Below are 26021 nucleotides of genomic sequence, written 5' to 3'. Positions count from 1 at the left end.
ATCGTTGAACGGCGGTGCGGTACGGGGGTCAGGAGCCGGGCAGCGCGAGGGCCCGGGTGCCGCGCTTGACGAGCTCGTTGGCGATGATCAGGCGCTGGATCTCGGAGGTGCCCTCCCAGATCCGGTCGACGCGCAGTTCGCGGTACATGCGCTCGACGGGGTACGAACGGTCGTAGCCGCGGCCGCCGAAGATCTGTACGCAGCGGTCGACGACCCGCCCGGCGGCCTCGCTCGCCGCGAGCTTCGCCGTCGACGCCTTGGCGTGCAGGGTCTTGCGGTCGGTGTGCGGCTGGTCGGCTTCCCAGGCGACCTGGTGGGTGTAGGCCCGGTTGACGGCGATGTCGACCGCGCAGTCGGCGAGCATGCCCTGGATCAGCTGGAAGTCGGCGATGGGCGAGCCGAACTGGCGGCGCTCCACCGCCCAGTCCCGTGCGAGCTCCAGGGCCCGTTCGGCCGCGCCGACGGTCCGGGCGGCGATCATCAGCCGCTCGTCGGTGAACCATTCCTTGGTCAGCTCGTAGCCGTTGCCGACACCGCCGAGCACGTCCTCGTCGGGGACGAAGACGTCGGTGAAGGTGAACTCGGGGTGCCCGTTCACCGCGGAGTGCATGAACCGGGGGACCCGGGTCATCCGAACGCCCGCCGCCTGCTTGTCCACGAAGAACAGGGTCGCGGCCCGCTCCGGGCCGGCGTCGGCCTGCACCAGCAGGAAGTCGGCGATGTCACCGCAGGTCACGAACCACTTCTCGCCGTTCAGCAGCCAGCCGCCGTCGGTACGGGTCGCGGTGCTCGTGCACGAGCCGGGATCGGAACCGGCACCGGGCTCCGTCACCGCGAAGGCGTCGAACCGCTCGCCCCGGATGACGGGGAGCAGGTACTTCTCCCGCTGTGCCTCGGTCCCGTAGGCCAGGACGTTCGCGGGTCGCCAGGGGATGTCCCACAGGCAGTTGGTGACCTTGCCGAACTCCTCCTCGACGATGACCTGGTCCAGCAGGGAGAGCCCGGCGCCGCCCCATTCGGCGGGCATGTTGATGGCGTAGACGCCCGCCTCGATGGCGGCGTGGGTCAGCTCGCGGACGGTGTCGGAGGGCAGCGGCCCGCCGGCCTCCTCGGACTGGTCCTCGTACCTCATCAGGAGCCGCGTGTAGGCGGCGGCGCGGGCCTTGAGGTCGGCCTGCTCGGGTGTGTAGCGGAAGTCCATGGTGTTCTCCGGGACGCGAAGGGGTGAGAGGGGGTGGGGGCGGCTCAGAGCAGGACGGCCCGCGCGTCCAGGGCGACGGCCCCGTCCGGGCGCACCAGCAGCGGGTTGACCTCCAGCTCGGCGATCTCCGGATGCGCGGCGGCGACCGTGGTGACGCGTTCGATCACGGCGGCCGCCGCGGCCACGTCCACCGACGGCCGACCGCGTACGCCCGCCAGCAGGGCGGCGGTCCGCAGGCCGCGCAGCAGCTCCTCGGCCCGCCGGGCCGGTACGGGCGCGAGCGCGAAGGCGACGTCGCGCAGGGTCTCGGTGAGGACCCCGCCGAGCCCGACGAGGGCCACGGGCCCGAAGCGCGGATCGCGGTTCACGCCCACGATCAGCTCGATGCCGTCCGTGAGGTCGGCCATCGCCTCGACGGAGTAGGAGGGCGCGCCGAGCCGGGCGTGCATGTCCCGGTAGGCGGCCAGGAGCGCGTCCCGGTCGGCCAGCCGCAGCGCGACGCCGCCCGCGTCGGACTTGTGCAGGAGGTGCAGGGCCTTCAGGACGTAAGGGCCCTCGAACTCCGCTGCTGCGGCCAGCAGTCCGGCCTCGTCGATGATCTCGCGGGCGGGCGGGAACGGCACGCCGGCGGAGTCGAGCAGCGCCCGTACCCCGTGGTACCCCGTGTCCCGCAGCGGCGCGGCGGGCGCCGGCAGGGCGGGGAGCCCGGGCGCGCCGGCGGCCCCCCGGGCGGTCATCGCCGCCAGCGCGCGGGCGGCGTCCTCGGTCGCGGCGAACACCGGTACCCCGGCCCCGGCCAGGACCCGGCAGCTCGGCGACTGCGGGTACATCGACTGCACGACCAGCGGCTTCGGCGCGGCCGCGAGGTGCGTGACGATCGCGCGGGCGGCCCGCTGCTCGCCCTGCGCGAGTGCGGAGCCGCCGTCCGGACCGCTGTCCGGACCGCCGGCCGAGCCGCCGCCCAGGCCGCCGTCGGAGGCGGCGTACCCACCGAAGTAGCCGGTCATCAGGACGGCGTCGACCTCGTCGGCCGCCAGCAGTTCCGCGACCGTCTCGGCGTACGAGAGGGGGTTCTGCTCGCCCATCCCGGCCAGGTCGACCGGGTTGCCGACCGCGGACTGCTCCCACAGCACGGTCCGCAGCCGCTCCTGTGCCCGCGCGCCGAGTTCCGGTACGTCGAGCCCGGCGTCCTCGGCGGCGTCGGCCGCGATGGCGCCGTGGCCGCCGCCGTCGGTGAAGACGGCGGTCCGGCGGCCCTTCGCACGCGTCCCCGGCTGCCCGGCGGCCAGGGCGGCGAGTACGACCGTCATCTCCCGGGGCGTGTGCACGAGTTCCACCCCGGCGTCGCGGCAGGCGGCGGCCACCACGTCGGCCGAGGTGGTGAGCGCACCGGTGTGGGACTGGGCGCTGCGCGCGGAGGCGGTGCCCCGGCCCGCGGTGAGCAGGACGACCGGCTTGCCTGCCGCCGCGGCGGCCCGGGCGAAGGCCCTGCCGTCGCCGAAGTCTTCGGCGTACACGGCGATGGCCGAGGTGGCCTCGTGGCGGGCGCAGTCCTCGACGAGGTCGACGAGGGTGACGTCGGCCTGATTGCCGAGGGAGACGAACCGGGAGAAGCCCAGGCCGTGCGGCGCGCAGCGGAGTTGGAGTTCGAGGGCGAGGTTGCCGCTCTGGCTCAGCAGGGCGACGCCGCCCGGAGCGAAGCGGTCGGAGGCGAGGTACAGCTCGGTCGTGTTGTCGGCGATGCCCAGGCAATTGGGGCCGACGAGCACGGCTCCGGCGGCGCGGACGCGGGCGGCGACCGCCCGCTGCCGGGCCAGTCCCTCGGGTCCGGCCTCCGCGAAGCCGGCGGTGATGCCGACGATCGCCTTCGCTCCGCAGGCCAGGGCGTCGTCGACGGCGGCCTCGAAGCCGGCGCCGGGAACGGAGATCACCACCAGCTCGACTGTTTCGCCGATCGCGGCGAGGGAGCGGGCCGCCGTCCGGCCGAGGACGGTGCCGCCGCGCCGGTTCACCAGGTGGACGGGCCTGCGGTCGGGGGCCCGCAGGACCTGGGAGGCCACGGCGTGGCCGTACTTCGCCGGATCGTCGCTGGCGCCGACCACGGCGACCGAACCGGGGTCGAACAGTGCGGTCAGGTCGCGTCCCATGTCACTTCTCCACTCGGAGGGCAGCGTTGGGGCAGCTTTCGGCGCAGGCGCGCGCGGCTTGCTCCGCGGCGGGCTCGACGGCGAGGGCGATGAGCTTCGCGTAGCCCCATTCGTCGAGCTCCACGAGCTCGGGGGCGTGTTCCTGGCACAGTCCGTAGCCCTGGCAGCGGGTCGAGTCCAGCAGGAGTTTCACGGCGTTCCTTTCAGCGTGGGCAGCGCGATACGGCGGAGGGCGCGTCGGAGACCTCAGGTACGGCGACGGCGAGGCGTCCGGGGCCGCCCGTGGGCAGGTCGGCGGCGCAGGCGGGGCAAGCCGCGCCGAGGTGGGAGGGGAGGGTGCGGCGGAAGGTGCGCAGGAGGCTGCCGGCGATGCCCGCGGCGGCGTCGAGGAGGCCGCATGCGCCGCGCCCGGGCAGGCCCTGTGCCCACCGGGTCAGGTTCGCCACGGTCTCCGGCCCGGCGGTGCCCGCGGCGAGCGCCCTCAGGGCGTCGTGGACCGCCGCGGTGCCCGTGACGCAGACGCCGCACTGCCGGGCGCTCTCGGCCGCGAGGTGGCCGACGGCTTCGGCGGCGGCGGTCACCGGGCAGGTGCCGGCGGCGAGGAGGCGGATCGCTCCGCAGCCCAGTGCGGTGCCCGCCGCGGCGAGTGCGCCGGGCTCGAGGAGGAGATCCAGGCCCCGGGCGTCGACGAGCCCCCCGAACAGCCCGCCCATCAGGGCCCCGGCGGCATCCGGGGTGCCGTGGGCGGCTGCCAGGGTGCGCAGGGGGACGCCGTACGGGATTTCGGTGAGCAGCGGGGTGCCGCTCCCGCCGGACAGCGTCACCAGGGTGGAGCGGGCGATCCGCAGCCGCAGTCCTGGCCGGGCGGCGGTCAGGGCGATGCGGGCGAGCGTCTCGACGTTGGAGACCAGGGTGGGCGCGCCGCCGACGCCGCGCTCGAAGGGGCGGGGCGGCTTGACGGTGGGCAGGGCCGGGCCGCCGTCGATCCTGCGGACGACCGCGGACTCCTCGCCGGCCACATAGGCGCGGCGGGTTTCGACGACCTCGATGGGCAGGGGCGGCGGGTGTTCGGCGAGGGCCCGGCGTACGCGGGCGCCGGCTTCCGGGTCGGAGAGGTAGACGTAGCCGCGTGCGGCCCCGGTCATCGCGGCGGCGCGGGCGAGGCCGTCGAGCACCAGGTGGGGCCGGGCCCGGAGCAGCCAGCGGTCCTTGACCGAGCCCGGCTCGCCCTCCTCGCCGTTGGCGACGACGACCGGGACGCCGCCGCCGTCGCGGACGGCGCGCAGTTTGACGGCGGCCGGGAATCCGGCTCCGCCGCGGCCGCGCAGGCCGGAGGCGTCGAGGTGGTGCAGCAGTTCGTCGGGGCGGATCGCGCTCTGGTAGCCGCCGGTGGCGCGGTACGCCCCGGCGCTCTCCGTCACGTCCGGTCGCGCTCCGAGTACGGAGTCCGGCGGCTGCGCCGTCGGGAGTCGGATCGCGGTCATCGGCTGCCTCCTGTCCGGGTGGGGGTCCGCAGGATCCGTACGGCGCGCTCGAGCGCGGTACGGTCCTCGGCGGTGTGGCCGTATCCGGTGCCCGGGAGGCCGATGAGCATGCGGTGGTGGTCGAGGACCACCTCCGCGGCGAGCAGGGCGGCTGCCCGGTCGCCCGGCCGTGAGCCCTCGGCCACGGAGGTCACCAGCTCGGTGACCTCGGCCAGGTAGCGGAGCCAGCCGTGCCGGCTGCCCCGCAGGACCAGGCGCTCCACGCGCCGCCGCTCGGCGGCCGCCAGTTCCGCGGCCGGCGGTCCCACGGCCGCCGGGGCCTGCGCCGAGGGCGGTGGCGCAGCCGGGGACGGGGTGCGCAGGGCGGCGACCGCCACGGGCAGTTCCCGCTCCGGTTCGGGGGTGAGGCCGAGCCAGTCCAGACGCCGACGACCGCTCATACGTGTCTCCGGGAGGGGTGGGGTGCCGGGACGGGTCGGCGCCGGGCGGGGGCCGGGGCGTGAGGGGAAGCCCGGGGCTCGCCGAGGGGGACGCCGAGTCGTGCGGCGGAACGGGGGGTGCGGGCCCGAGCGGATGCCGGGGCGGGCAGGGCTGCTTCCGGCGCGGGGAACAGGGCGGATGCACGGTGGCGCCGGAGCAGCGACGGGTGACACGTTGACTGACCGATCGGTCAGCGATAGCAATCACGCTAGCTGACCGATCGGTCAGCGCACAAGTCTTGACCCGGCGGAAATGAGCCAGCAGTCTGGCTGTCCAATCGGTCAGCGAGGTCGCGGCGTCCGCCGTACCTCCCGCTGTCCGCAGCTGGGTCGCCTCGACACGATCGCTCGCTCCGATCGCCGACACCGATCGCCGCACGTACGGCAAGGAGTCACCCGATGCAGCACAGAGCCCCCGAAACACCGATCGGCCCGCCCGGCCAGGACTCCCCCGGGCCCGCCCTGTCAGCCCGCTACTACACCGACCCCGAGACGGGCGCCGCGGAGATGCGGCACGTCTTCGGCAAGTCCTGGCAGGTCGTCTGCCACGAGTCCGACCTCCCGGCCCCGGGAGCCCGGCTCGCCGCCACGGTCGCGGACCGCGAGGTACTGGTCGTCCGCACCGAGGACGGCGGCCTGGCCGCCCACCTCAACGTGTGCCGCCACCGCGGAACCCGCCTGGTGACCGCCCCGGAACCGGCCGGCAAGGCGATCCGCTGCCCGTACCACGGCTGGACGTACCGGCTCGACGGAAGCCTGGTCGGCGCCCCGGAGGCACGGCAGATCCCCTGCCTCGACAAGCCGAGCCTCGGCCTGTTCCCCGCCCGCGTCGAGTCCTTCCTCGGCTTCGTCTTCGTCAACCTCGACCCCGACGCCGTACCGCTCGCGAAGAGTTGCGCGGGCCTCGCCGAGGCCGTCGGCCACTACGCCGGAGCCGATCTGGTCCCGGTCGGCCGCGCCCGTATCCACGACCTGGCGGGCGCCGAGGTACAGGAAGCCAACTGGAAGGTGGCGGTCGACAACTACCTGGAGGGCTACCACGTCCCGGTGGCCCACCCCGGGCTGATGCGGCTGCTCGACTACCAGGGCTACACCTGCGACATCGAGGAGTCCTACGCCCTGTTCACCTCGCCGCTGCGGGACAAGCCCTCCTCCAACTGGCCCGAACGCCTCTACCAGCGCATCGCCGCCCCGATGCCGGGCCTCGCCGAGGCCGACCGCAGGGTCTGGCGGTACGCGGTGATCTACCCGAACACCCTCATCGACTTCTACCCCGACCACGTCCTCGCGTGGACGGCGATCCCGACCGCGGTGGACCGGGTGGCCGTACCCGGCGCGTTCTACACCCGCCGCGGCACCAGCCTGCGCACCCGGCTGGCCCGGCGCCTGAACATCCACATCGGCTGGATCACCAACGACGAGGACGCCGAGCTGGTCGCCCGCGTCCAGAAGGGGCTCTCCACCCCCGGGTTCGAGCCCGGACCCCTGTCGCGCCGCGAATCGGCGGTCGGCTGGTTCGCCGGACGTATCCGGGCCGACCTCGAAGCCGCCGAACGGTGAGCCGCTCCCGCTGAAGCGCGCCGTCCGCGCGGGCACCCCGGCACCGCCACCGCGCCCCCGCACCGCCGCGCCCCCGTACGACCGCCCCCGTACGACCGCCCCCCGCCGCTGTTCCCTTCCCGCCGTCCCCCCACGGCAGCGGGCCCCTACGGAGAGGACCCCGATGTCCCCCGAGGCACTTCCCCTGACCAGACGCTCCTTCCTCCGCGCAGGCACCACCGTGGCCCTCGCCCTCACGGCGGCCGGCTGCGGGTTCGCATCCGACGGCGACCCGGCCGCAGCAGCGGCCGCGCACGCCCCGATCGACGTCAAGGTCGACGGCGACCTCGTCTACTTCAACTGGGCCGACTTCGTCGATCCGGCCGTCTTCGAAGGCTTCCAGAAGGAGTACGGGGTCAAGGTCGTCCAGTCGAACTTCGACTCCATGGAGGGCATGGCCGCCAAACTCAACGCCGGCAACCGCTACGACATCATCTTCCCCACCGCGAAGTGGGCTCAGCGCCTCGCCGCGGGCGGCAGGCTGCGCACGATCGACCACGGCCGGCTGAGGAACGCCGAGGCGGTGTTCGGCGGTTACGGCTACTTCGCCGACCCCTGGTACGACTCTGGCTCCGCGCACACCATCCCCTTCACCATGTACAAGACCGGCATCGGATGGCGCCGCGACCGCCTCGGGGACCTCACCGGCTCCTGGAGCGACCTGTGGAACGAGCAGGCCAAGGGCAAGGTCTTCGTACTCGACGACCGGGACGAGGCGCTCGGCATGGGCGCGCTCAAGCTCGGACTCGGCCTCTCCACCGGCGACCCTGCCGAGCTCGACCGCGTCGGCGACACCCTGCGCTCGCTCCGCCCCCGGCTGCGCGGCTTCTCCAGCGACAGCTACAACAACCTGCTCAACGGCAACGCCGACATGACGCAGGCCTGGAGCGGGGACATGGCCTCCATGCTCGCCCAGGCCGAGGACCCCTCCGTCTTCGGCTTCGAGGTCGCCCGGGAGGGCGCCCCCGTCAACTCCGACTGCTACGCCATACCGGCCAACGCCCAGCACCCCGGCACGGCGATGCTCTTCATCGACTACATGCTCCGCCCGGAGAACGTGAAGAAGAACATCGAGTACATCGGCTACCCGATGCCGGTGCGCGGCACCGAGGACACCTACGCCGCGCTCGTGGAGCCGTTCCCCCAGTGCATGGTGACCGCCGACGACCTGGGGGCCGACCTCTTCTTCCGCAACGGCACCGCGGCGGGCGAGCGGGCCCGCGACGCCGCCTGGACCGACGTGAAGGCCGGCTGACATGACACGACGCAAACGATCCGGGGCGGCCCGTCCGGACCGGGGGCCGTCCGCGTCGGGGGCGCGCCTGTGGACCTGGCTCATGCTCCCCGGGACCCTGTGGATGACCGGCTTCCTGCTCGCCTCCCTGGTCCTGGTGGCCACCCTCGCGTTCGGCACCACCGACCCGCTGGGGAACCCGCGCTTCGGACTCGACTTCGACAACATCACCACTCTGGCCGACCCGGCGTACAGCACCGTCCTGCTGCGCTCCCTCGGCTACGCGCTCCTCACCTGCGCCATCTGCCTGGCCGTGGCCTATCCGGTCGCCTACACCATCGCGCTGCACGGCGGGCGCTTCAAGAACGCGCTGATCGCCGCCATCGTCGTCCCCTTCTTCGCCAACTACCTGGTACGGATGTACGGCTGGTCCGTCGTCCTCTCCGACGACGGTCCGCTGCTGCGGGCCCTGCGGGCGGTCGGCATCGCCGACGAGGACACCAAGATCCTCCAGACCGGCGCGGGCGTCGTCGCCGGACTCGTCTACGGCTTCATCGTGTTCATGATCATCCCGCTGTACGCGGCCCTGGAACGCATGGACACCTCGCTCATCGAGGCCGGACGCGACCTCTACGGCGGCCCCTTGCGGACCTTCTTCTTCGTCACCGTGCCCGCCACCCGGCAGGGCGCCGCCGCCGGCTGCGTCCTCGTCTTCCTGCCCGCCATGGGCGACTTCGTCAGCGCCCAGCTCATGGGAGGACCCGACCAGATCATGATCGGCAACCTGATCCAGGACAAGTTCTTCCAGGGCCAGAACTGGCCGCTCGGCTCGGCCCTGACCATGCTGCTGATGGCGGCCTTGTTCCTCGGGATGCTCGGCTACCTGCGGCGCACCCGCAAGGACGAGGCGGAGGCGGCCCGATGACACGACGCGCCGAGCGACGGCCCCGCTTCGCGATCGCGGTCACCGTGCTCTTCTTCGCGCTCCTCTACCTCCCCGTGGGCGTCGTCGTCCTGTTCTCCTTCAACGCGCAGAAGTCCCTGACCGTCTTCGAAGGGTTCAGCCTGCGCTGGTACGAGGCCTTCTTCCACGACGACGTACTGCTCGACTCGCTCGGCATGAGCCTGCAGGTCTCCTTGGTCGCCATGGCCGGCTCACTGGTCCTCGGCGTGGCCCTCGCGCTCGGGCTGGTACGCGCACGCAGCCAGCTCGGCTCCTTCGCCGGCCTGGTCATGCTCGTCCCGCTGATCACCCCGGAGATCGTCACCGGCGTCGCGGCGATGCTCCTCTTCAAGGGCACGGGCATCACGCTCTCCACCGGCACCGTGATGCTCGCCGAGATCACCTTCTCCATCTCGTACGTGACGGTCATCCTGCGCTCCCGCATCGCCGCCCTGAACCCCGAGGTGGAAGAGGCGGCGATGGACCTCGGCGCCACCCGCCGGCAGGCACTGCGCCTGGTGACCCTGCCCGCGCTGCTCCCCACCATCCTGGCCTCGGCCGTCCTGATCTTCGCCCTCGTCTTCGACGACTTCGTCCTCGCCTACTTCACCACCGGCGTCGATCCGCAGCCGCTGTCCGTACGCATCTACTCGGCGATCAGGTTCGGCGTGCAGCCCACCATCAACGCCGTCGGCACCCTGATGCTCCTCGGCTCCGCGGCGCTCATCGTCCTCGCCCTCGCCATCCCGCGCCTGTTCGGCCGTCGCGGCGGCCTCGATCTGCTCTCCGGGAAGTGACCCCATGCAGCACCCTCCCCGTCCCCCGCACCCCCGCCCGCACCCCGCAGTCCGGCTCGACCGGGTCGGCAAGCGGTACGCCGGCGCCGCCGACGCGTACGCCGTCCACGACGTCACCCTCGACATCGCCCCGGGCGAGTTCTTCTCCCTCCTGGGCCCCTCCGGCTGCGGAAAGACCACCCTGCTGCGGATGATCGGCGGATTCGCCGATCCCACGGAGGGCAGCGTCCTGCTCGACGGCGAGGACGTCACCGGGCTGCCGCCCGACAAGCGCAACGTCAACACCGTCTTCCAGAGCTACGCCCTCTTCGACCACCTCTCCCTCGCGGACAACGTGGCCTTCGGCCTCAAGCGCAAGGGCGTGGCCCGCGCCGAGATCCGCGAGCGGGTCGCCGGCATGCTCGACCTCGTACAGCTCGGGCACCTGGCCGCCCGCAAGCCGCCCACGCTCTCCGGCGGCCAGCGCCAGCGCGTGGCCCTCGCCCGCGCCCTGGTCAACCGCCCCCAAGTGCTGCTGCTGGACGAGCCGCTGGCCGCCCTCGACCTGAAACTGCGCCGCCGGATGCAGGTCGAACTCAAGCAGATCCAGCGCGAGGTCGGCATCACCTTCGTCTTCGTCACCCACGACCAGGACGAGGCGCTGACCATGTCGGACCGCATCGCGGTCATGAACGAGGGCCGCATCGAGCAGTGCGGCACGCCGGAGGACGTGTACGAGCGCCCCGCCGGCACCTTCACGGCCTCCTTCATGGGCACCTCCAACCTCGTTTCCGGGACCTACCGCTCCGGCGAGGTCGTCCTGGACCAGGGCCCCGCGCTGCCCGTCGGCCTGCGCTCCGCGGTCCCCGACGGCACCGCGGTCAGCCTTTCGATCCGGCCGGAGAAGATCTGGCTCTCCGACTTCGAACCGGGCATGGCCCGGGTGGGCGGAGTCGTACGGGAGACCGTCTACGGCGGTGCGACCACCACCTACCTCATCGAACTGGCGCCGGGCGTGACGGTGTCCGTGCTGGAGCAGAACACCGACCGTTCCCGCATGGAGGACCGCTGGAGCGGCGGCGAGCGCGTCGAGATCGGCTGGAAGCCCGAACACTGCCTGGTCCTCGACTGACCCCTCCGGGCCGCCGCCCCGGCCGCCTTCCCGCACCCAGCGAAGGAACACCCCCATGAACCACGACGTCATCGTGCTCGGCGCGGGCCTCGCGGGCCTTGCCGCCGCGCGCGACCTGGCCGAGGGCGGCGCCGACGTACTCGTCGTCGAGGCCCGCGACCGGGTCGGCGGACGCGTCGAGCAGGCCCGCCTTCCCGACGGCCGCCTCGTCCAACTCGGCGGAGAGGTGGTCGGCCGGTCCCACACCGCCTACACGGACCTCGTCGCCGAACTGGGCCTCACCCTGGTCCCCAGCTACGTCGCCGAGCCCGGCTCCCTCGTCCGCGCCACCCCCGAAGGAGTCTCCGCCGCCGAACCGCCCCACTGGTTCGGGCCCGGCGACGAAGCCTGCCACCGGAAGGTCACCGCCGCCTTCGCCGCGCTCGCCCGCACCGTCGACCCGGACGACCCGTGGTCCCACCCCGGGGCCACCGCCCTGGACCGGCTGTCCGTCGGCGACTGGCTGCGCGCCGAGGGCGCGACCCCGGCCGTCGTACGCCTCTGGGAGATCGGACAGCTCGCCCTCGCCGACGGCTCCTGCGAACGCACCTCCCTGCTCGCCTCCTTGCGCAAACACGCCGCCGTACCCGGCACCGGCCACTACGAGTACGAGGCGTGGGAGGGCCTGCGGGTGGCCGAGGGCTCGGCGACCGTGGCCCTGCGCATGGCCGACGCCCTCGACGGGCGGATACGGACCGGCTCCGCGGCCGAGGCGGTCGCGGTGTCGCCCGGTCGCTGCTCCGTACGCCTGGCCGGCGGCGAGACCCTGACCGCGGCAGCCGTCGTCAGCGCCCTCCCCGTCGGCCCTCTGCGCTCGGTCGCCGTCACCGGTGTCAGCGACGGCCGCCTCGCCTCCCTGCACCGCCAGCGGCACGCCCTCGCCGCCAAGTTCACCGCCGCGTACGACAGGCCCTTCTGGCGCGACCGTGGCCTCAGCGGCCTCTCCGAATGCGAAGGCGTCCTCGGCAGCACCTGGCCGCAGAGCGAGGGCATCCTCTCGGCCCTCGTCCCGCCCGAACGGTTCGGCGTACTCCTGGGCACACCCGCCCACCTGCGGGAACCCGAACTGCTCGGCGAGATCGCCCGCCTCTACGGCGACGAGGCGCACCGCCCGCTCGCCACGTACCTGCGCATGTGGGGCACCGACCCGTGGACCCGGGGGTACGTCACCCAGTGGACCCCCGGTGACGTGATGGCCGTCGGTCCCCGGCACGGCACCCACGAACCGCCCTTCTACGTCTGCGGGTCCGACCAGTGGGTGGCCGGCTACATGGAGGGCGCCGTGCGCACCGGACGCGACACCGCCGAGGAGGTGCTGCGCCGTGGCTGACTCCGTGACCGACGCCCTGACCGACAGGCTGCTCAACCACATCGGCGGCGTGGACCGGCCGGCCGCCTCCGGCGAGACGATGGAACTGACCGACCCCGCCACCGGCCGGGTGCACGCCCGCGCCCCGCGCTCCGGCGGGGCCGACACCGACGCCGCCGTCTCGGCGGCGGCGGCCGCGTACGAGCACTGGTCCACGACCACCCCGGCCGTCCGGCAGCGCGCCCTGCTCTCCCTCGCCGACGCGATGGAGGCGCACGCGGACGCCCTGACGGCCGCGGAAACCGCGGACACCGGCAAATCGGTGCGGCAGTTCAGGGACGAGGAGCTGCCCGCGATCGTCGACACGGTGCGCTACTTCGCCGGAGCGGCCCGGAACCTCCCGGGCGCGGCCGCGGCCGAGTACACGCCGGGCCGTACCTCCCTGCTGCGCCGCGAACCGGTCGGAGTCTGCGCCCAGATCACCCCGTGGAACTACCCGCTGATGATGGCGGCGTGGAAGATCGCCCCGGCGATCGCCGCCGGCAACACGACCGTGCTCAAGCCCGCCGACACGACGCCGTCCTCGTCCGCGCTGCTCGCGCGGATCGCCTCCGCACACCTGCCACCGGGGGTCCTCAACGTCGTCTGCGGCGACCGCGACACCGGCCGGGTACTCACCGCCCACCGCGATGTGGCCCTGATCGCGGTCACGGGCAGTGTGCGGGCCGGCCAGGAGATCGCGGCGGCCGCGGCGGCCGACCTCAAACGCGTCCACCTGGAGCTGGGCGGGAACTCCCCCGTCATCGTCCACGCCGACGTGGACGTCGAGGCGACGGCCGCGGCCCTCGCCGCCGTCGCCTACTACAACGCCGGCCAGGACTGCACCGCGCCCACCCGGCTCCTGGTCCACCACCGGGTGCACGACGCGTTCCTCGCCGCCTTCGCGGCATCGGCGCGAAAGCTGCGCACGGGCCCGCCGAGCGACCCGGACGCCGACTTCGGGCCACTCAACAACGCGGCCCAGCTCGCTTCGGTACGGGCCAAGCTCGACCGCCTCCCGGCCCACGCCGAGATCGTCACCGGCGGCGCGCGGCTCGCCCGACCCGGCTTCTTCGTCGAGCCCACCGTCGTGGCGGGAGTGCGCCAGGACGACGAGATCGTGCAGGAGGAGACCTTCGGCCCCGTCGTGACCGTCCAGCCGTTCACCGACGAGACACAGGCCCTGCGCCTGGCCAACGACGTCCGTTTCGGCCTCGCCGCCGGCGTCTGGACCTCGGACCACGACCGCGCCATGCGCGCGACCCGGATCCTGCACACGGGCATCGTCTGGGTGAACACCCACGGCACCACCGTCTCCGAGATGCCCCACGGCGGCGTCAAACACTCCGGCTACGGCAGCGACCTCTCCTTGTCCGGCCTCCTCGACTACACCCAGGCCAAGCACGTCATGCTGTGAGCTCCACCCGGGGCAAGCACCGGCCCGCGCACGTGGTGCGGCCCGACCGTCGGTCACGGCAGGAGTTCGACGTACCCATCGGTTCCGTGCACGCGGATCCGCTGGCCGTCCCGGATCAGCCGGGTGGCGTTCTCCACGCCCACGACGGCCGGCAGACCGTACTCCCGGGCGATCACCGCGCCATGGGTCATCAGGCCGCCCACCTCCGTCACGAGCCCCGCGATCCCGACGAACAGGGGCGACCAGCTGGGGTCCGTGAAGGGCGTGACCAGGATGTCGCCCTCTTCGAGATCGGCCTCCGCCATGTCGAGGATGACGCGGGCCCGTCCCTCGACGGTCCCGGCGGAGACCGGTACGCCGATCAGGGCCCCGGCCGGTGCGTCGTCGCGCCGGTACGCCCCGGTGAGGGCCTCACCGTCCGAGGTGAGCACCCGGGGCGGTGTGAGCGCGTGGTGGGCCCTGAACGCGTCCTTGCGGCGCTGGATGAGCTGTTGGTCGTCCACCCGGTTCGAGCGCACGACGTCGTGGAGTTCCTGGAAGGTGAGGTAGAAGACGTCGTCCTTCTCCGGGATCACGCCCGCCCGCACGAGGCGCTCGGCCTCCTCCATCAGGGCCCGCTTGTAGACGAAGTAGCGGCTGACGATGCCGTACTTCGGGTACTCCCGGTACCCGATGAAGGTTCTGACCCGGTCGATCATCCGCTTGACCTCGTCCGCCTTCCGGTCCCCGTCCTGCAGGGTCCGCAAGCGTGACAGCAGCTCCTGTTCCTTCTGCTGCGCCTTCTGCCGCCCCCGTTCGAAGCGCCGCCCGGCGGCGCCCGGCTCGAAGTTCCTCACGTTGTCGAGGATCACGGGCACGATCGTGCTCGGTCGCTCGCGCCAACGCGGCCGCGTGATGTCGATCTCGCCGACGCAGCGCATGCCGTACCGGTCGAGGTAGGCCTCGATGGCATCGCGTGCTTCGGCGCCGCCCGGGAGCTTCGCCAGCTCGTCCAGGAAGTCCTCGTCGTCGACGTCCTGCAGGAACGCCACCACCTCCGGCCGCGGCCGGATCACGTCCGCGACGTCGAGGAGCGCCAGTCCCATCTCGGACGTGATGTTGTCGGGGGCGGACAGCGTCAGCGTGTCAGCCGCGTTCTTCTCGCCCAGCCACACCTGCAGCTTGTCGTTGAGCCACCAGGTGGCCTCCATCCCCGCCATGATCACCTGCATGCTCAGCGGATCACAGAGCACTCGCTTGTGCTCCTTGAAGGCCTCCAGCAGGAAGTCGAACAGCGCCGGTCCGTTCTTCGTCCGGATGTCGCGCTCCAAGGCGGCGATGGACACGCGGCTGCGCTCGATCAGCTCGGTGACAAGGGCGGGATCGGTCTCGATCCGGGCGGGCGCACCGCCGGCCGGCGGACCGCCGGGACCCGCGTCCGGGAGCAGCGGGACGAAGCCGTCGCGCTCGAGGACGGTCTCCAGGGCGTCCCTGATCAGCGGGTCGCCCTTCCCCATGGCGTCCAGCAGCCCGGCCCGGCTCGCGGGTGAGGCCAGGCGCCGCGTGACGTCGACGAACAGCCGCCCGCCTGCCTCGTGCATCCGCACCATGGCCGTCAGCTGCCACATGGAGTACCCCAGGGGCTTCATGGGGTCGGTCATCATCTGCCCGTGGCCGACGGAGACGTAGACGTGGTTCTCCTCGTCGTCGGCTTCCGGGACGGGGAACAGTGTCGTGATCGGCCGGCTCTGAACGATCTGGAAGTCGTCGTCGGTCAGGCACCATTCGATGTCCTGCGGGCCGCCGAAGTGCGCTTCGATCCGCCGCCCGAGCCGTACGAGCCGCACGGCCTGCGCATCCGTCAGCGACGGCTGTTCCCGGCGCTGCGCGTCGATCGCCACTTCCCGCGTACCGCCGGCCGGCAGGGCGGTCACCGCGCGCTGTTTGGCGGCGATCGCCTTGGCGACGACTTCGCCGTCCCGCACCTTGAAGACGTCCGGGTTCACCAGGCCGGAGACCAGGGCCTCGCCGAGGCCGAAGCCGGCGTCCACGGTGGCGACCTTCCGGTCGCCCGTGACGGGGTCGGCCGTGAACAGGATGCCGGACGCCTGCGGGAAAGCCATCCGCTGCACGACCACGGCCATGTGGACCGTACGGTGGTCGATGCCGTTCCTCTGCCGGTACGTCACGGCCCGCTCGGTGAACAGCGAGGCCCAGCACCGGCTGACGTGCCGGAGGATCTCCGTCGGTCCCACGACGTTCAGGTACGTGTCGTGCTGGCCGGCGAAGGAGGCCGTCGCCAGGTCCTCCGCTGTCGCGCTGGACCGGACGGCGTACGCGGCTTCCTCGCCGAGCCGGCCGAGCGCGCCGGTGATCGCCGCCGCGAGGTCACCCGGGACGGGAGTCCCTTCGATGGTCCGGCGGATCTGCGCGCTGAGCGTGCGGACCCTCTCCCGGTCGTCCGGGTCCATGCGGGACAGCTCGTCGAGCCGATCGCCGATCGCCGGTGCTTCCGCCATGATCCGCCGGAAGGCGTCCGCCGTCACGCAAAAGCCCCCCGGCACCCGGACGCCTTCGATCCGCGACAGCCCGCCCAGATGCGCGCCCTTGCCGCCGACGACCGCGAACTGCGTCTCGTCGACGTCTTGAAGGCCCCACACGTACTGCTCCATCACTGCCACACCTCCGAGGCGGCCCTGCTCCGTTGCACTGCGATGACAGGCCGGATCACCGGCGCCTCCCCCTCTGTCGAACCTCTGGCCAAGCACGGCGCCCATGTTTCCGCAGGTAGGACCACCGTCTCGGGCCACCGACCGACGATTCTGCGCCGTGACCGGGGTCTTGCGGCAAGCCCCCCAGTGCGCTATAGGTTGAGAGTGGCAGGGAGAGGGCTCTCCTTGCCTTTGTCGTTTGCCGTCCTCTCGACATCCTCCGCGATGCCTCGTCGGACCGGCCCCGCCGCAGTGACGACCCCCTCCTGGCAGGCGCTCTACCGGGCCGGGCGGGTTTCGGGCAGGATGACCCGGCGCACCGGAGGTCACCCGCGGCCGTGACCCCCGCCCGGTCCCGACCGTGATCCGGAGGTCCCAGTGGCATGGCACGACGACCAGGCGCGGCGTGACGAGCTGTACCGCGACCCGTATCCGCTCTACGACCGCGCCCGCCGGTCCGAGGGGCTGCTGTACGTACCCGAGTTCGACGCCTGGCTGGTGGCGCGCGACCGGGACGTACGGGAAGTGCTGCTGCGCGCGGAGGACTTCTCCTCGGCCAACGCCCTGCTGCCGGACATCCCGCTCTCGGAAGCGGCGCTCGGCGTCCTGCCCCGGGGCTTCGGGCCCCGGCCCACTGTCGTGTCCAGCGACGGCGCGGCCCACAGGCGGCTCCGCGCCCCGTTGAACCGGGGGTTGTCCGCCGCCCGGGTGGCGGCCCTGCTGCCGTACGCCCGCGCGTGCGCCGGGGAGTTGGTGGACGGCTTCGCGGCGGCCGGGTCCGCCGAACTGGTGGAGGCGTACGCCCGGCGGCTGCCCGGGATGGTGGTCGGACGGCTGATCGGGCTGGACCCCGCCGACGTACCCGCCGCCGTGCACGGCGGCTACCGGGCCGAGGAACTGCTGTTCCGCCCACTGCCGCCCGAGGGGCAGGCGGCCGCCGCCGAGGACGTGGTCGCGCTCCAGCACCTGTTGGACGGGTACGTCCGCGACCGCCGCGCCCGGCCCCGGGACGACATGTGCTCGGCCATGGTGGCCGCCCTGGCCCCCGGTGACGCCGAGCTCACCCTCGAGCAGCGCCACGAACTGGTGACGAGCCTGCAGAACCTGCTCATCGCCGGATTCCTCACCACGAGCGCCCTCATCGGCACGACGCTGCTGCACCTGCTCGGCGACGACCGGCGGCAGTGGAAGACGCTGCGCGCCGACCCGTCCCTGGTCCCGGCGGCGGTGGAGGAGGCCGCCCGCCACGACACCGCCATCCAGGCATTCCGGCGTACCACCACCCGGCCGGTGACCCTCGCCGGGACGCAACTGCCCGCGGGGGCCACCCTAATGGTGGCGTACGGCTCGGCCAATCGCGACGAGGAACGGTACGAGCGGGCAGGGGAGTTCGACATCACCCGGCCCGGGAACCGGCAGCACCTCGCCTTCGGATACGGGCCCCACGGCTGCCCCGGCTCCCAACTGGCGCGCGAACAGCTTCGCCTGACACTCGATCTGTTCCTCCGCCGCATGCCGGAGCTGCGGCTGGACCAGAGCCGTCCACGGCCGCAGATGCAGCCCACGCTGATCCACCGCTCACCGCAGGCCCTGTATGTCACCTGGTGACCCGGCGAAGGCCGCCCGGCCCGACGCCTGCCCGCCGGGGAAAGATCGGCGATCTTCGACAGCTGCTTCACTCGCAGGAGGCACAGTGGGGGCACGAAATTGCCGAAGGAGCGGTCACGGCCCCGAACGCGGCCGGGCCTGCTGCGGCCGAGCAGTCGATAGGAGTGTCCCGTGGTGACGATCACCGCCGCGCCCCGCGGCAGGACGAACACCCCGTACCGCCAGTCGCCCTGGACGAATGCACCACCCGCCAGCACCGACCCCGCAGCCTTCGCCGGCATCGGCTCGCGGTCAGCGGCTCGCCCGCCAGGAGGGCGGCCACGTGGGTCGTTCCGCGATGACCTCACCCGGTACTTGCAGGCTCGCCCGGGCCTTCTCGTAGAAAGCCCGACGAGCTGTTCTGTATGCGCTGTACGCCTCATCCCAGGCAGCGGCCTCTCCTGCTAGCCGGCCCCGTGCCAGCCATTCGAGATGCCAAACTGCATCGTTCAACTTGCGGACCGCTGCGGCTGTGTCCGGATCGGCAAGCAGCCGCAGGGGTTCGGTCATGGCGGCGCGTCGCAACTCTGCCCTGGCAGCCTCTTCCAGAGCGTCGCCTGTCGTCTCAACGGGACTCGGATCCTCGGTCAAACCCTGGTGAGCGGCAAGCCGCTGGTAGACGACCACGCAGTCCATGATCGCCTGGCCATAGTCGCTGTACGCCTGCAGGAGCAATCCGTCCCACCGCGCTCCTTGTTGCCGTCGCCAGCGGGTGCGCTCGTGCAGCGTCCCCACCACGTACGACATGGCTGCGCCCACTACGACGCCGATCAAGGTCGATAGCTGATCAACCACGGAAATCCCCCTGCTCTGCCATGGCCCGCCCTACGACTGGCCATCCCCACCCGGCGACGCGTCCACTCAGCGCAGATGCCTCGAGTTGGCACGAGACCTGGCCCTTCCCATCGGATCTTGAGGGCATCACCAGACGTCCTGAAGTGGGTCTCGCCGCGGCCCCCGACCGGCTGCTCCACGCGGGCGGCCGGCAGGGGGCCCGCGTCGGGACCCCGGTTGTGCCGGATCAGTCCAGCGCGTGCCGGTCCGACCACTCGTACGGGTCGAGGGGGTTGGTCTGCCAGCGGTGGTGGACGGTGCCGTTGGCGCCGCGCGCGAAGACGTCCAACCCCCGCACGCCCGCCGGGTGGCCTGCGACCGCCGGGGTGGCGGGTGTCGGTTCGCCGCCAAGGGATGTCCAGTTCGCCCATCCGGTGCTGGTGTCGCAGTTTTGGCAGATGTGGTAAAGGCTGCCGTCGGCACCGGTGGCGAATGCCTCCAGCCACCCGCCACTCGGGTTGACGGCCATGGCGGGATCACCGGCCATGACCACGCTGTCATCGAGCGACTGCCACGCCGACCATCCGGTGCCGGTGTCCGAGTCGGGGTCCTGGCGGATGTTCTTCAGGGTGCCGTCGGTGCCGCGGGCGAGCACCTCCAGGTAGCCGTCGCAGTTGCGGCCGACCGCGGGAGTGCCTGCCAGACTGCCGCCGAGTGACAGCCAGTCCGACCATGTGTTGCTCTGCAAGATGTGCGCGAGTGCGCCGTCGATCGCCGGACCCCCCGGTGCCGACGAACGCCACGTGGGCGGGCAGGACCCGGTACCGGCACCGGGGCAGGCACGGCGCGACACCCCGACCGACGGCATAGGGCCGAACGGGGGACACCCCGCGCGGGCGGAGCTCCGCCCGCGCGGGGTGTCGGCGGTGCTGCTGCCCCGGGGCGGTGCTTCGGGTCAGGGCGCGTTCGGCGGGGTGGGCTGGGGGGAGCCCTGCAGGGCCAACGCGGTGAGGACGACGAGCGAGTCCGTCCAGCCCAGGGGCGCGACCGAGGACGGCAGCCCGGCCCCGTTCACGGTTTCGGGCAGCTCCCCCAGCCCGTTCCTCTTGGACAGCACCCAGTCCAGAGTCTGGCTCGCCCTCGTCTGCTCGCCGGTTCCCGCCCAGGCGAGGGCGAAGAAGGAGGTGCTGGCCGTCCAGGCGTACGATCCCCAGCTGAAGTCGGGGTCGTTGCCGGGCGAGACGCCACCGTTGGGCAGCAGCAGCGCCCGGTAGGTGGAGTCCAGCGCTGCGCCCAGACCGGGCGGGGCGGTGTTGAACGGGGGCGCCATGAACGCCACGGCGCTGTCCCGTCCGTGCTTGCCGTCAGCGGTCCGCGGGTACCCCAGCGGGGCGAAGGCGGCGATGCCGGCGGAGAGGCGCCGGGCCGCGTCCCCCCAGCGCTGTGCGTCTTCGCCCATGCCCAGCCGGGCGGCCAGGTCGGCCGAAGCGTTGAGTCCGGCGAGGAGGGGAGCGGCCGTACCGATGTTGGTGGTCGCCGTGTCCAGCTCCCAGTAGTCCGGGGATGCCGGCGGAAGCCCGTCCGGTCCCAGGGACCGCGCGGCGTAGTCGGCCGCCTTGCGCACCATCGGGTAGAGCGTGCGCAGCCGTTCGTCCCGGTCGCCGGCCGGCGCCGCTCCGTACCACTGCCAGGTGGCCCAGGGAACCCAGCCGTTGCCGTCCAGCTGCCACTTGCGTGCGTCCGGCGGTCCACTGCCGTCCAGCTTGGTACGCGCTTCCCAGGTACCGTCGGCCCGCTGGGTCCGCGCGTCGTAGCCCAGGATCCGGTACGCCTCCTCGTCGTGCCCGGTGGCGGCGAACGCGGCCGCGGCGAAAGCGCCGTCCCGAGGCCAGGAGTACTCCCAAGCCGGCGACCACCCCGCGGCGAACGCGCCGTTGGGCTTGAGGAGTGCCCGCATGGACAGCAGGGCGCGCTGCACCGCGGCCCGCCGCACGGCGGTGGTCCCCGGCACCTGACCCGCGGCCAGCCAGGCACGGTTCTCGTCGATCTGCGCCAGGGCGCCCGGGTCGTCGGCCGCGACCACGCGGGATGCGGAGCTACCGGTGGGAAGGTACCGCCACCGGCCGGAGGGCAGGCGCAGCACGTTGCTCCCGTCTACGTAGGAGGCGCCGACGGCGAAGGAGGGCAGGACGGCCTCGGTGTCCACCCCGTTCGTCAGCAGCCCCGCCGTGCGGGCTGCGAGCGCCGAGGCGGGCACATAGCAGGGCTCGGTCTCCCCACACCGCTCGCTGCCGGTGGGATTGACGTGGAAGGCGAGCCGGGAGGCGTAGGCGTGCCAGCCTCCCCAGTACGACCGGTCGTAGTTCCAGCTGGTCAGCGAGCCGGGTACGGACTGGAGCGTGCCGTACCAGGCGATCGGCCTGCTCTCTGCCGTGGTCGCCTGGACGAACAGGTAGTAGGTGGCGCCCGCGGTGACGGCGGCGCTGACGGGGAATTCGAGCCAGCCTGCGCCGGCGCCGCCCAGGGCGGCCAGGTTGAGGGTCTTCGAGGCGACCACCGACCCCGCGTCGTCGCGAACCCGGCGGACCTGTGCGGTTACGGTCCCGGTGGCGGCCCCGCTGCTCAGGTAAACGCTGAGTCGGGTCAGCCGGGAGCCATTGACGGTGAACGCCTGGGCCGCGGCGTTGTTGGTGGCCTTCACGCTGAACAGCGCCGTCTCGTGACGGGCCTGCCCTTCGTAGGACACGGCGGCCGTGGTGTCCGGGAACGCGGCGGGAACGCCCGTGAGCGTGAAGGAGAGCAGACCGGGCAGCAGGATCCTCGCGATTGCCATGGGGTACAGCCCTCCCGTTACTCGACAGGCGCGCGGGGCGGGATGTGCCACGGCGCCGAAAGCTGGACCCACCATGCAGGCCGCAGACCCGGGGGAAGGCGAGGGCGGGACGTGTCCCACCGGATCGAGGCGTTCAGACATCCGATCGTGTGACAGAAACAGCGGAAGCGAGCGGGGACGGTTGCGCGTGTCGATCGGAAGCCGAACCCCGGGACACGCCCCCAGGGGCTGCAATCGGCAGGGGCGGCGGCGGAGCCGCGTACGCTCACGGCATGGGCGGCGAGCAGGTGGCAGTGGCCGACGACATCTTCGATCGGCTGGACACGAACGGTGACGGAGTACTGGCCGCGGACGACTACCGGGCCAGTGCGGAGCGGTTCCTCCAGTCTTACGGCGCGGGGCCGAACTCGCCGAAGGGACGCGCCCTCATCGAGGCGAATCAGGCCCTGTGGGAGCGCCAGGCCGAGCTGGTCGACCGCGACCGGGACGGGAAGATCAGGCGGGAGGAGTACCGCGAGTGGTTCGCGTCCCTGCCGCCCTCGGAAGCCGGCTCAGGCGCGCTGTCGGGTTCACCGGAGGTGATGGCGGTGCTCCACGCGCAGTTCCACGTGGCCGACCGGGACGGTGACGGGGTGATGGACCTCCACGAGTTCACGGTGTGGCGGGCCCTCAAGGGCGTGCCGTCGCAGAGCGCGGCGGCGGCGTTCGCCCTGATCGACACCGACGGGGACGGTGCGATCAGGTGGGAGGACTTCAGCGGCGCGGGCAGTGCGCACGGGCTGGCGGCCCTGCTGTACGAGCCCGCACCGCAATAGCCGGGCCGTGAGCGGGCGGGGCCCGGCCCCGCCCGGATCCGGCTACCGCACGCGGAAGTTGGCCATCATGCCCATCGCCGAGTGGTCCAGCAGGTGGCAGTGGTAGACGTACGTGCCCCGGTACGCGTCGAAGGTGGCGTGCAGCTTCACCGTCTCACCGGGAAGGAGCTGGACCGTGTCCTTCAGGCCCGCCTCAGCCGGTCCGACGGGGACGCCGCCGCGCTCCAGTACCCGGAACTGGACCAGGTGCATGTGGAAGTTGTGCGGGATGAGCTTGTTGGCGTTGGTCACCGTCCAGATCTCCGAGGTCCCGAACGTGACCGTCTGGTCGATCCGGTCCGGGTCCCACTGGAGCCCGTCGATCAGCCCGCGCGGGTCGGTGCGGCCGTCCTCGTCCATGCTGAAGACGATGCGCCGCTCGACGGCGGGCTTCGGCAGCTCGTCCACCGGCGGCAGGGTGCGCAGCACGTCCGGGACCCGGCTCGGGTCGGGGGCGGTGCGGACCACGTCGAACCGGAGCACGTTGCCGACCTGACCAGGTGCTCCGCCGCCGATCGCGGTCTCCAGGACGATCTTCGTGCCGACCGGGTAGCGGGAGAAGTCGATGACCACGTCGGCCCGTTCCGCCGGGGACAGCGAGACGGTGTCGGTGGTGAACGGGCGCTCCAGCAGGCCGCCGTCGGAGCCGATCTGTACGAGCTGCCCGCCATCGGCGAGACGCAGCTTGAAGAAGCGCAGGTTGGAGGTGTTGAGCAGGCGGAAGCGGTACTTGCGGGCCGCGACCTCCAGGTACGGGCTCGGGCGGCCGTTGGCGAGCAGCGTGGTGCGGCCGCGGAAGTCGTCCATCGCGTAGACCAGCTGCCCGTTCTCGTCGAAACGAGCGTCGCGGAGCGCGATCGGTATCTCGTACTTGCCGGAGGGCAGCGGCAGGGCCCGCTCCGTGTCGTCGGTGAGGATGTACGCCGCCGACAGCCCCCGGTAGACGTGCTCGGCCTCCATGTGGTGGGCGTGGTCGTGGAACCACAGCGTGGCGTTGGGCTGCCGGTTCGGGTAGGCGTACGTGCGTGCCGTGCCCGGGGCGACGGTGTCCATCGGGGAGCCGTCGTTCTCCGGGGAAACGCTTGCGCCGTGCAGGTGCACGGCGATCGGCATCTCCAGGGTGTTCCGGTGCCGGACGGACACCGGTCGGCCGCTGCGCGCCCGCAGCACCGGCCCCGGGAAGTGGCCGTCGTAGGTCAGCACTTTGGTCTGCACCCCGGGCAGGATCTCCCGCGAGACCTCCTTGACGGTGACGCGGTACGCGTCCTGCCCGCCTTCGGTGGAGTACGGGGTGAGCACGGGCAGCTGCGGCAACTTCACGGTGAACGGCGCGGGCGCGACCGCCGGGCCCGCGTCGTCGGCGGCCTGCGCGGTGGCGGTGCGCAGTACGGGCAGCAGGCCGGCACCGGTGATCAGGCCCGCGCCCGTCGTGGCCAGCGTGCCGACGAGCACGCGACGTCTGGTGACCATGCGAATGTCCTCCTGCGAACGATGGCAGTACGCACTGGCGTTCGCGTGTCGAACGCCCTCCCTCATGATCCTGACCGCACGCAGGGTGGCCTCTGCCCAAAGCGGAAGAATGTCAGGTATCGCGCCACGGATCGGGCGGCCGAGCGGCACGACCGGTGACACGACGCGGGCCCCGGCAGCCGTACGCGGCTGCCGGGGCCCGAGCCCGTGGAGTGCGGTCAGCGCTCCACGCCGACCGCGCTCCACGCCTTGGCCACCACGTCCGTCGACCAGTCGAGGTCCCGGGCGGCGCCGATGGTCGCGTAGCGGAAGGCGGAGAAGTTGGTGGTCCTGGCGGCGTACTCCATCAGCGCCTTGTACCAGATGCGCCCGGCCCGGTCCCAGGCGTGGCCGCCCAGCTCGGTCGCGACGAGGTAGAACGCGCGGCTCGGGATCCCCGCGTTGGCGTGGACGCCCCCGTCGTCGCCGGCGGTGTCGTCGTAGTCGGCCATGTGGGCCGCCTGGTGGAACCGGGCGGGATCCTTGAGGGAGCCGCCGGCTCCGTCGGAGGACGGGACGCCCTGGCCGAACAGCCAGTCCGCTTCCTGCACCGTGTGCTGCAGGCCGTACTGCTGGGCCAGGACACCGAAGACGTTCCCGAGTGAAACGGCGAGCGCGCCGGGCTCACCGTACGACTCCAGCTCGGCGGTGTGGTGGATGATGCCGGCCGTGAACTGCTCGGCGAGCGCCTCCACAGCCGGGACCCCGCCGTCGCCGAGGAGGATGCGCGACCGCTGCCAGGCCACGCCCGGCTCCCCGGTGCGCAGGACCGCCTCGACGGGACCGCCCCTGCCGTCGATCGAGTTGCGGCCGTACACCGTGCGGAAGAAGTCCCAGGTGACGCCGAGGGCGTCATAGGCGCCGTCCACCAATGCGTCGCCGCTCGGGGCTCCCCCCTCCTCGCGCGCCGACACCGGGCTGTCGGGATCGTTCCGGCCGTCCCATATCCTGCGGACCGGACCTACAGATGCACTCTCAGTCATGACGGGCATGCTGACAGGGGACCCGGCCGTGGCGGCGCCATCACCTGCTCGATCAGTCAGGTCGGCGTCGTCAACTCATCAGGACCGGCGCGAAGTAGGCACGGACCGTGTCGATCTCGGCGTTGAACACGTCGGGGCTCGAGGCATGCCGTCCCCCGGGCACCGCCTGGATTCCCTCCAGGCGAAGCCGCGCACATTCACTTTCCCCCGCGGCCCCGGGCGCCACGCCCGTCACGTGGACATACGCCGGCCGTAGGGGAGGCGGCCATGAGCCGCCCCTACAAGAACACCGCGTCGCCGATGGCTCACTCACCATCGTGCTTGCCGGCCGTGTTGCCCCCTCCTATGACGGTTGACGGTCGCGAACCGCGCCGGCACTCTCCGCTGTTTCCGCGCGACCAGGGAGTCGCAACGACAAGACTTTCTCGTGCACGCCGTCAGGCCATGGCCGTTGCGGCAACGCTGATGGCCGGAGGAATGGTCTTGGGGGCGGGCGCAACGGCGTCCGCCGCAGTCTCGACCAGCCTTCCCGCCGAGGTCAGCCCCGCCGACCAGGCGGCCATCCTGAGCAGCACCAATGCGATACGTCAAACGGAAGGCGCGCCGCCCATCGCCTGGGACGCGGCGCTCGCCTCAGGCGCGCAGGCATGGGCCGACAACCCCGCTTCCCACGCCAGTGGGCTCGCGCACGACACGAGCTTCAACAACGGAGCCGAGAACATGTCGAGTGTCGCGCCATCCCAGGCGGTGTCGCAGTGGGCCGGAGAGAAGGCCGCCTACGACGCGGCCGGCCCGAATTGGAACACGAATGACCCCGGATACAGGAACTGGGGCCACTACTGGAACATGGTTCAGAAGAATTACACGAAGATGGGGTGCGGTGCCACAACCGGCGTGACGGTCTGCCGCTACGCCTGACCGGACCCGGACGG

Annotated in this window: 21 protein-coding genes; 10 read left to right on the top strand and 11 right to left on the bottom strand. The window is 72.3% G+C overall.

The window, feature by feature from the left end; genetic code table 11:
* Positions 1 to 28 precede the first annotated feature (28 nt).
* From OG299_RS37615 to OG299_RS37595, 5 genes are read right to left on the bottom strand one after another with little or no spacing between them, the layout of a single operon-like run.
* Positions 29 to 1201, bottom strand: coding sequence for an acyl-CoA dehydrogenase family protein (locus OG299_RS37615; RefSeq protein ID WP_327364032.1), 1173 nt, complete (start codon positions 1199 to 1201; stop codon positions 29 to 31).
* A 44-nt stretch (positions 1202 to 1245) separates the two neighbouring features.
* Positions 1246 to 3348, bottom strand: a complete 2103-nt coding sequence (locus OG299_RS37610) for an acetate--CoA ligase family protein (RefSeq protein ID WP_327364031.1) — start codon at positions 3346 to 3348, stop codon at positions 1246 to 1248.
* 1 nt (position 3349) lies between these two features.
* Entirely contained in the window at positions 3350 to 3541 is a 192-nt protein-coding gene (locus OG299_RS37605) for a ferredoxin (RefSeq protein ID WP_327364030.1), read from the bottom strand.
* Positions 3542 to 3551: 10 nt separating this feature from the next.
* Positions 3552 to 4832 carry an NADH-ubiquinone oxidoreductase-F iron-sulfur binding region domain-containing protein gene (locus tag OG299_RS37600; RefSeq protein ID WP_327364029.1) on the bottom strand — a complete coding sequence of 427 codons (1281 nt, stop codon included), beginning with the start codon at positions 4830 to 4832 and terminating at the stop codon, positions 3552 to 3554.
* On the bottom strand, positions 4829 to 5272 hold the full coding sequence (locus tag OG299_RS37595) for a hypothetical protein (RefSeq protein WP_327364028.1): 444 nt from the start codon (positions 5270 to 5272) through the stop codon (positions 4829 to 4831). The genes OG299_RS37600 and OG299_RS37595 overlap by 4 nt, the downstream gene beginning before the upstream one ends.
* A gap of 438 nt (positions 5273 to 5710) precedes the next feature.
* Here OG299_RS37595 and OG299_RS37590 point away from each other — a divergent pair, with 438 nt between their 5' ends.
* From OG299_RS37590 to OG299_RS37560, 7 genes are all read left to right on the top strand, one after another.
* Complete coding sequence (locus OG299_RS37590; protein ID WP_327364027.1) at positions 5711 to 6871, top strand: aromatic ring-hydroxylating oxygenase subunit alpha; 1161 nt, start codon at positions 5711 to 5713, stop codon at positions 6869 to 6871.
* A 163-nt stretch (positions 6872 to 7034) separates the two neighbouring features.
* On the top strand, positions 7035 to 8165 hold the full coding sequence (locus OG299_RS37585; RefSeq protein ID WP_327364026.1) for a polyamine ABC transporter substrate-binding protein: 1131 nt from the start codon (positions 7035 to 7037) through the stop codon (positions 8163 to 8165).
* A gap of 1 nt (position 8166) precedes the next feature.
* The gene (locus OG299_RS37580) at positions 8167 to 9069 is read left to right on the top strand and encodes an ABC transporter permease (RefSeq protein WP_327364025.1); all 903 of its coding nucleotides are present in this window, start codon (positions 8167 to 8169) and stop codon (positions 9067 to 9069) included.
* The gene (locus tag OG299_RS37575; protein WP_327364024.1) at positions 9066 to 9884 is read left to right on the top strand and encodes an ABC transporter permease; all 819 of its coding nucleotides are present in this window, start codon (positions 9066 to 9068) and stop codon (positions 9882 to 9884) included. Before OG299_RS37580 ends, OG299_RS37575 begins: the two co-directional genes overlap by 4 nt.
* Before the next feature lie 4 nt (positions 9885 to 9888).
* Positions 9889 to 10995 (top strand): ABC transporter ATP-binding protein, encoded by a 1107-nt coding sequence (locus OG299_RS37570; protein ID WP_327364023.1) that lies wholly within the window; start codon positions 9889 to 9891, stop codon positions 10993 to 10995.
* A 55-nt stretch (positions 10996 to 11050) separates the two neighbouring features.
* The gene (locus OG299_RS37565; RefSeq protein ID WP_327364022.1) at positions 11051 to 12364 is read left to right on the top strand and encodes a flavin monoamine oxidase family protein; all 1314 of its coding nucleotides are present in this window, start codon (positions 11051 to 11053) and stop codon (positions 12362 to 12364) included.
* Positions 12357 to 13799: an aminobutyraldehyde dehydrogenase gene (locus OG299_RS37560; RefSeq protein ID WP_327364021.1), complete on the top strand. Its 1443-nt coding sequence runs from the start codon at positions 12357 to 12359 to the stop codon at positions 13797 to 13799. Before OG299_RS37565 ends, OG299_RS37560 begins: the two co-directional genes overlap by 8 nt.
* Positions 13800 to 13852: 53 nt before the next feature.
* Here OG299_RS37560 and rph read toward each other — a convergent pair whose 3' ends face one another.
* Complete coding sequence (gene rph / locus OG299_RS37555; RefSeq protein WP_327364020.1) at positions 13853 to 16453, bottom strand: rifamycin-inactivating phosphotransferase; 2601 nt, start codon at positions 16451 to 16453, stop codon at positions 13853 to 13855.
* Positions 16454 to 16867: 414 nt separating this feature from the next.
* On the opposite strand from rph, the gene OG299_RS37550 reads away from it, so the two are divergent.
* Positions 16868 to 18097, top strand: coding sequence for a cytochrome P450 (locus OG299_RS37550; RefSeq protein ID WP_327364019.1), 1230 nt, complete (start codon positions 16868 to 16870; stop codon positions 18095 to 18097).
* 291 nt (positions 18098 to 18388) lie between these two features.
* Here OG299_RS37550 and OG299_RS37545 read toward each other — a convergent pair whose 3' ends face one another.
* From OG299_RS37545 to OG299_RS37535, 3 genes are all read right to left on the bottom strand, one after another.
* Positions 18389 to 18931, bottom strand: coding sequence for a hypothetical protein (locus tag OG299_RS37545; protein WP_266633105.1), 543 nt, complete (start codon positions 18929 to 18931; stop codon positions 18389 to 18391).
* Between the two features lie 226 nt (positions 18932 to 19157).
* A complete protein-coding gene (locus tag OG299_RS37540; protein WP_327364018.1) occupies positions 19158 to 19658 on the bottom strand; it encodes a DUF8189 domain-containing protein in 501 nt (166 codons plus the stop codon).
* Between the two features lie 207 nt (positions 19659 to 19865).
* Positions 19866 to 21743, bottom strand: a complete 1878-nt coding sequence (locus OG299_RS37535) for a glycoside hydrolase family 15 protein (RefSeq protein WP_327364017.1) — start codon at positions 21741 to 21743, stop codon at positions 19866 to 19868.
* Positions 21744 to 22015: 272 nt separating this feature from the next.
* Between OG299_RS37535 and OG299_RS37530 the strand changes: the two genes are divergently transcribed.
* Complete coding sequence (locus OG299_RS37530; protein ID WP_327364016.1) at positions 22016 to 22558, top strand: EF-hand domain-containing protein; 543 nt, start codon at positions 22016 to 22018, stop codon at positions 22556 to 22558.
* Between the two features lie 42 nt (positions 22559 to 22600).
* Here the strand turns inward: OG299_RS37530 and OG299_RS37525 are convergent, their stop codons facing one another.
* Both OG299_RS37525 and OG299_RS37520 read right to left on the bottom strand, forming a co-directional pair.
* A complete protein-coding gene (locus tag OG299_RS37525) occupies positions 22601 to 24067 on the bottom strand; it encodes a multicopper oxidase family protein (RefSeq protein WP_266633097.1) in 1467 nt (488 codons plus the stop codon).
* A gap of 218 nt (positions 24068 to 24285) precedes the next feature.
* Positions 24286 to 25089: a M4 family metallopeptidase gene (locus tag OG299_RS37520; RefSeq protein ID WP_327364015.1), complete on the bottom strand. Its 804-nt coding sequence runs from the start codon at positions 25087 to 25089 to the stop codon at positions 24286 to 24288.
* A gap of 444 nt (positions 25090 to 25533) precedes the next feature.
* Here OG299_RS37520 and OG299_RS37515 point away from each other — a divergent pair, with 444 nt between their 5' ends.
* Complete coding sequence (locus tag OG299_RS37515) at positions 25534 to 26007, top strand: CAP domain-containing protein (protein ID WP_327364014.1); 474 nt, start codon at positions 25534 to 25536, stop codon at positions 26005 to 26007.
* Positions 26008 to 26021 lie beyond the last annotated feature (14 nt).

The sequence above is a fragment of the Streptomyces sp. NBC_01296 genome (genome assembly GCF_035984415.1).
Lineage (GTDB): Bacteria > Actinomycetota > Actinomycetes > Streptomycetales > Streptomycetaceae > Streptomyces.
This window is presented reverse-complemented; position numbering and strand designations above follow the sequence as displayed.

Bases quoted from the DNA above. Each gene is read 5' to 3' on its own strand.
- OG299_RS37615 (WP_327364032.1), bottom strand. From the start codon at position 1,201: ATGGACTTCCGCTACACACCCGAGCAGGCCGACCTCAAGGCCCGCGCC.
- OG299_RS37610 (WP_327364031.1), bottom strand. From the start codon at position 3,348: ATGGGACGCGACCTGACCGCACTGTTCGACCCCGGTTCGGTCGCCGTG.
- OG299_RS37600 (WP_327364029.1), bottom strand. From the start codon at position 4,832: ATGACCGCGATCCGACTCCCGACGGCGCAGCCGCCGGACTCCGTACTC.
- OG299_RS37595 (WP_327364028.1), bottom strand. From the start codon at position 5,272: ATGAGCGGTCGTCGGCGTCTGGACTGGCTCGGCCTCACCCCCGAACCG.
- OG299_RS37590 (WP_327364027.1), top strand. From the start codon at position 5,711: ATGCAGCACAGAGCCCCCGAAACACCGATCGGCCCGCCCGGCCAGGAC.
- OG299_RS37585 (WP_327364026.1), top strand. From the start codon at position 7,035: ATGTCCCCCGAGGCACTTCCCCTGACCAGACGCTCCTTCCTCCGCGCA.
- OG299_RS37580 (WP_327364025.1), top strand. From the start codon at position 8,167: ATGACACGACGCAAACGATCCGGGGCGGCCCGTCCGGACCGGGGGCCG.
- OG299_RS37575 (WP_327364024.1), top strand. From the start codon at position 9,066: ATGACACGACGCGCCGAGCGACGGCCCCGCTTCGCGATCGCGGTCACC.
- OG299_RS37570 (WP_327364023.1), top strand. From the start codon at position 9,889: ATGCAGCACCCTCCCCGTCCCCCGCACCCCCGCCCGCACCCCGCAGTC.
- OG299_RS37565 (WP_327364022.1), top strand. From the start codon at position 11,051: ATGAACCACGACGTCATCGTGCTCGGCGCGGGCCTCGCGGGCCTTGCC.
- OG299_RS37535 (WP_327364017.1), bottom strand. From the start codon at position 21,743: ATGGCAATCGCGAGGATCCTGCTGCCCGGTCTGCTCTCCTTCACGCTC.
- OG299_RS37530 (WP_327364016.1), top strand. From the start codon at position 22,016: ATGGGCGGCGAGCAGGTGGCAGTGGCCGACGACATCTTCGATCGGCTG.
- OG299_RS37525 (WP_266633097.1), bottom strand. From the start codon at position 24,067: ATGGTCACCAGACGTCGCGTGCTCGTCGGCACGCTGGCCACGACGGGC.
- OG299_RS37520 (WP_327364015.1), bottom strand. From the start codon at position 25,089: ATGACTGAGAGTGCATCTGTAGGTCCGGTCCGCAGGATATGGGACGGC.
- OG299_RS37515 (WP_327364014.1), top strand. From the start codon at position 25,534: ATGGCCGTTGCGGCAACGCTGATGGCCGGAGGAATGGTCTTGGGGGCG.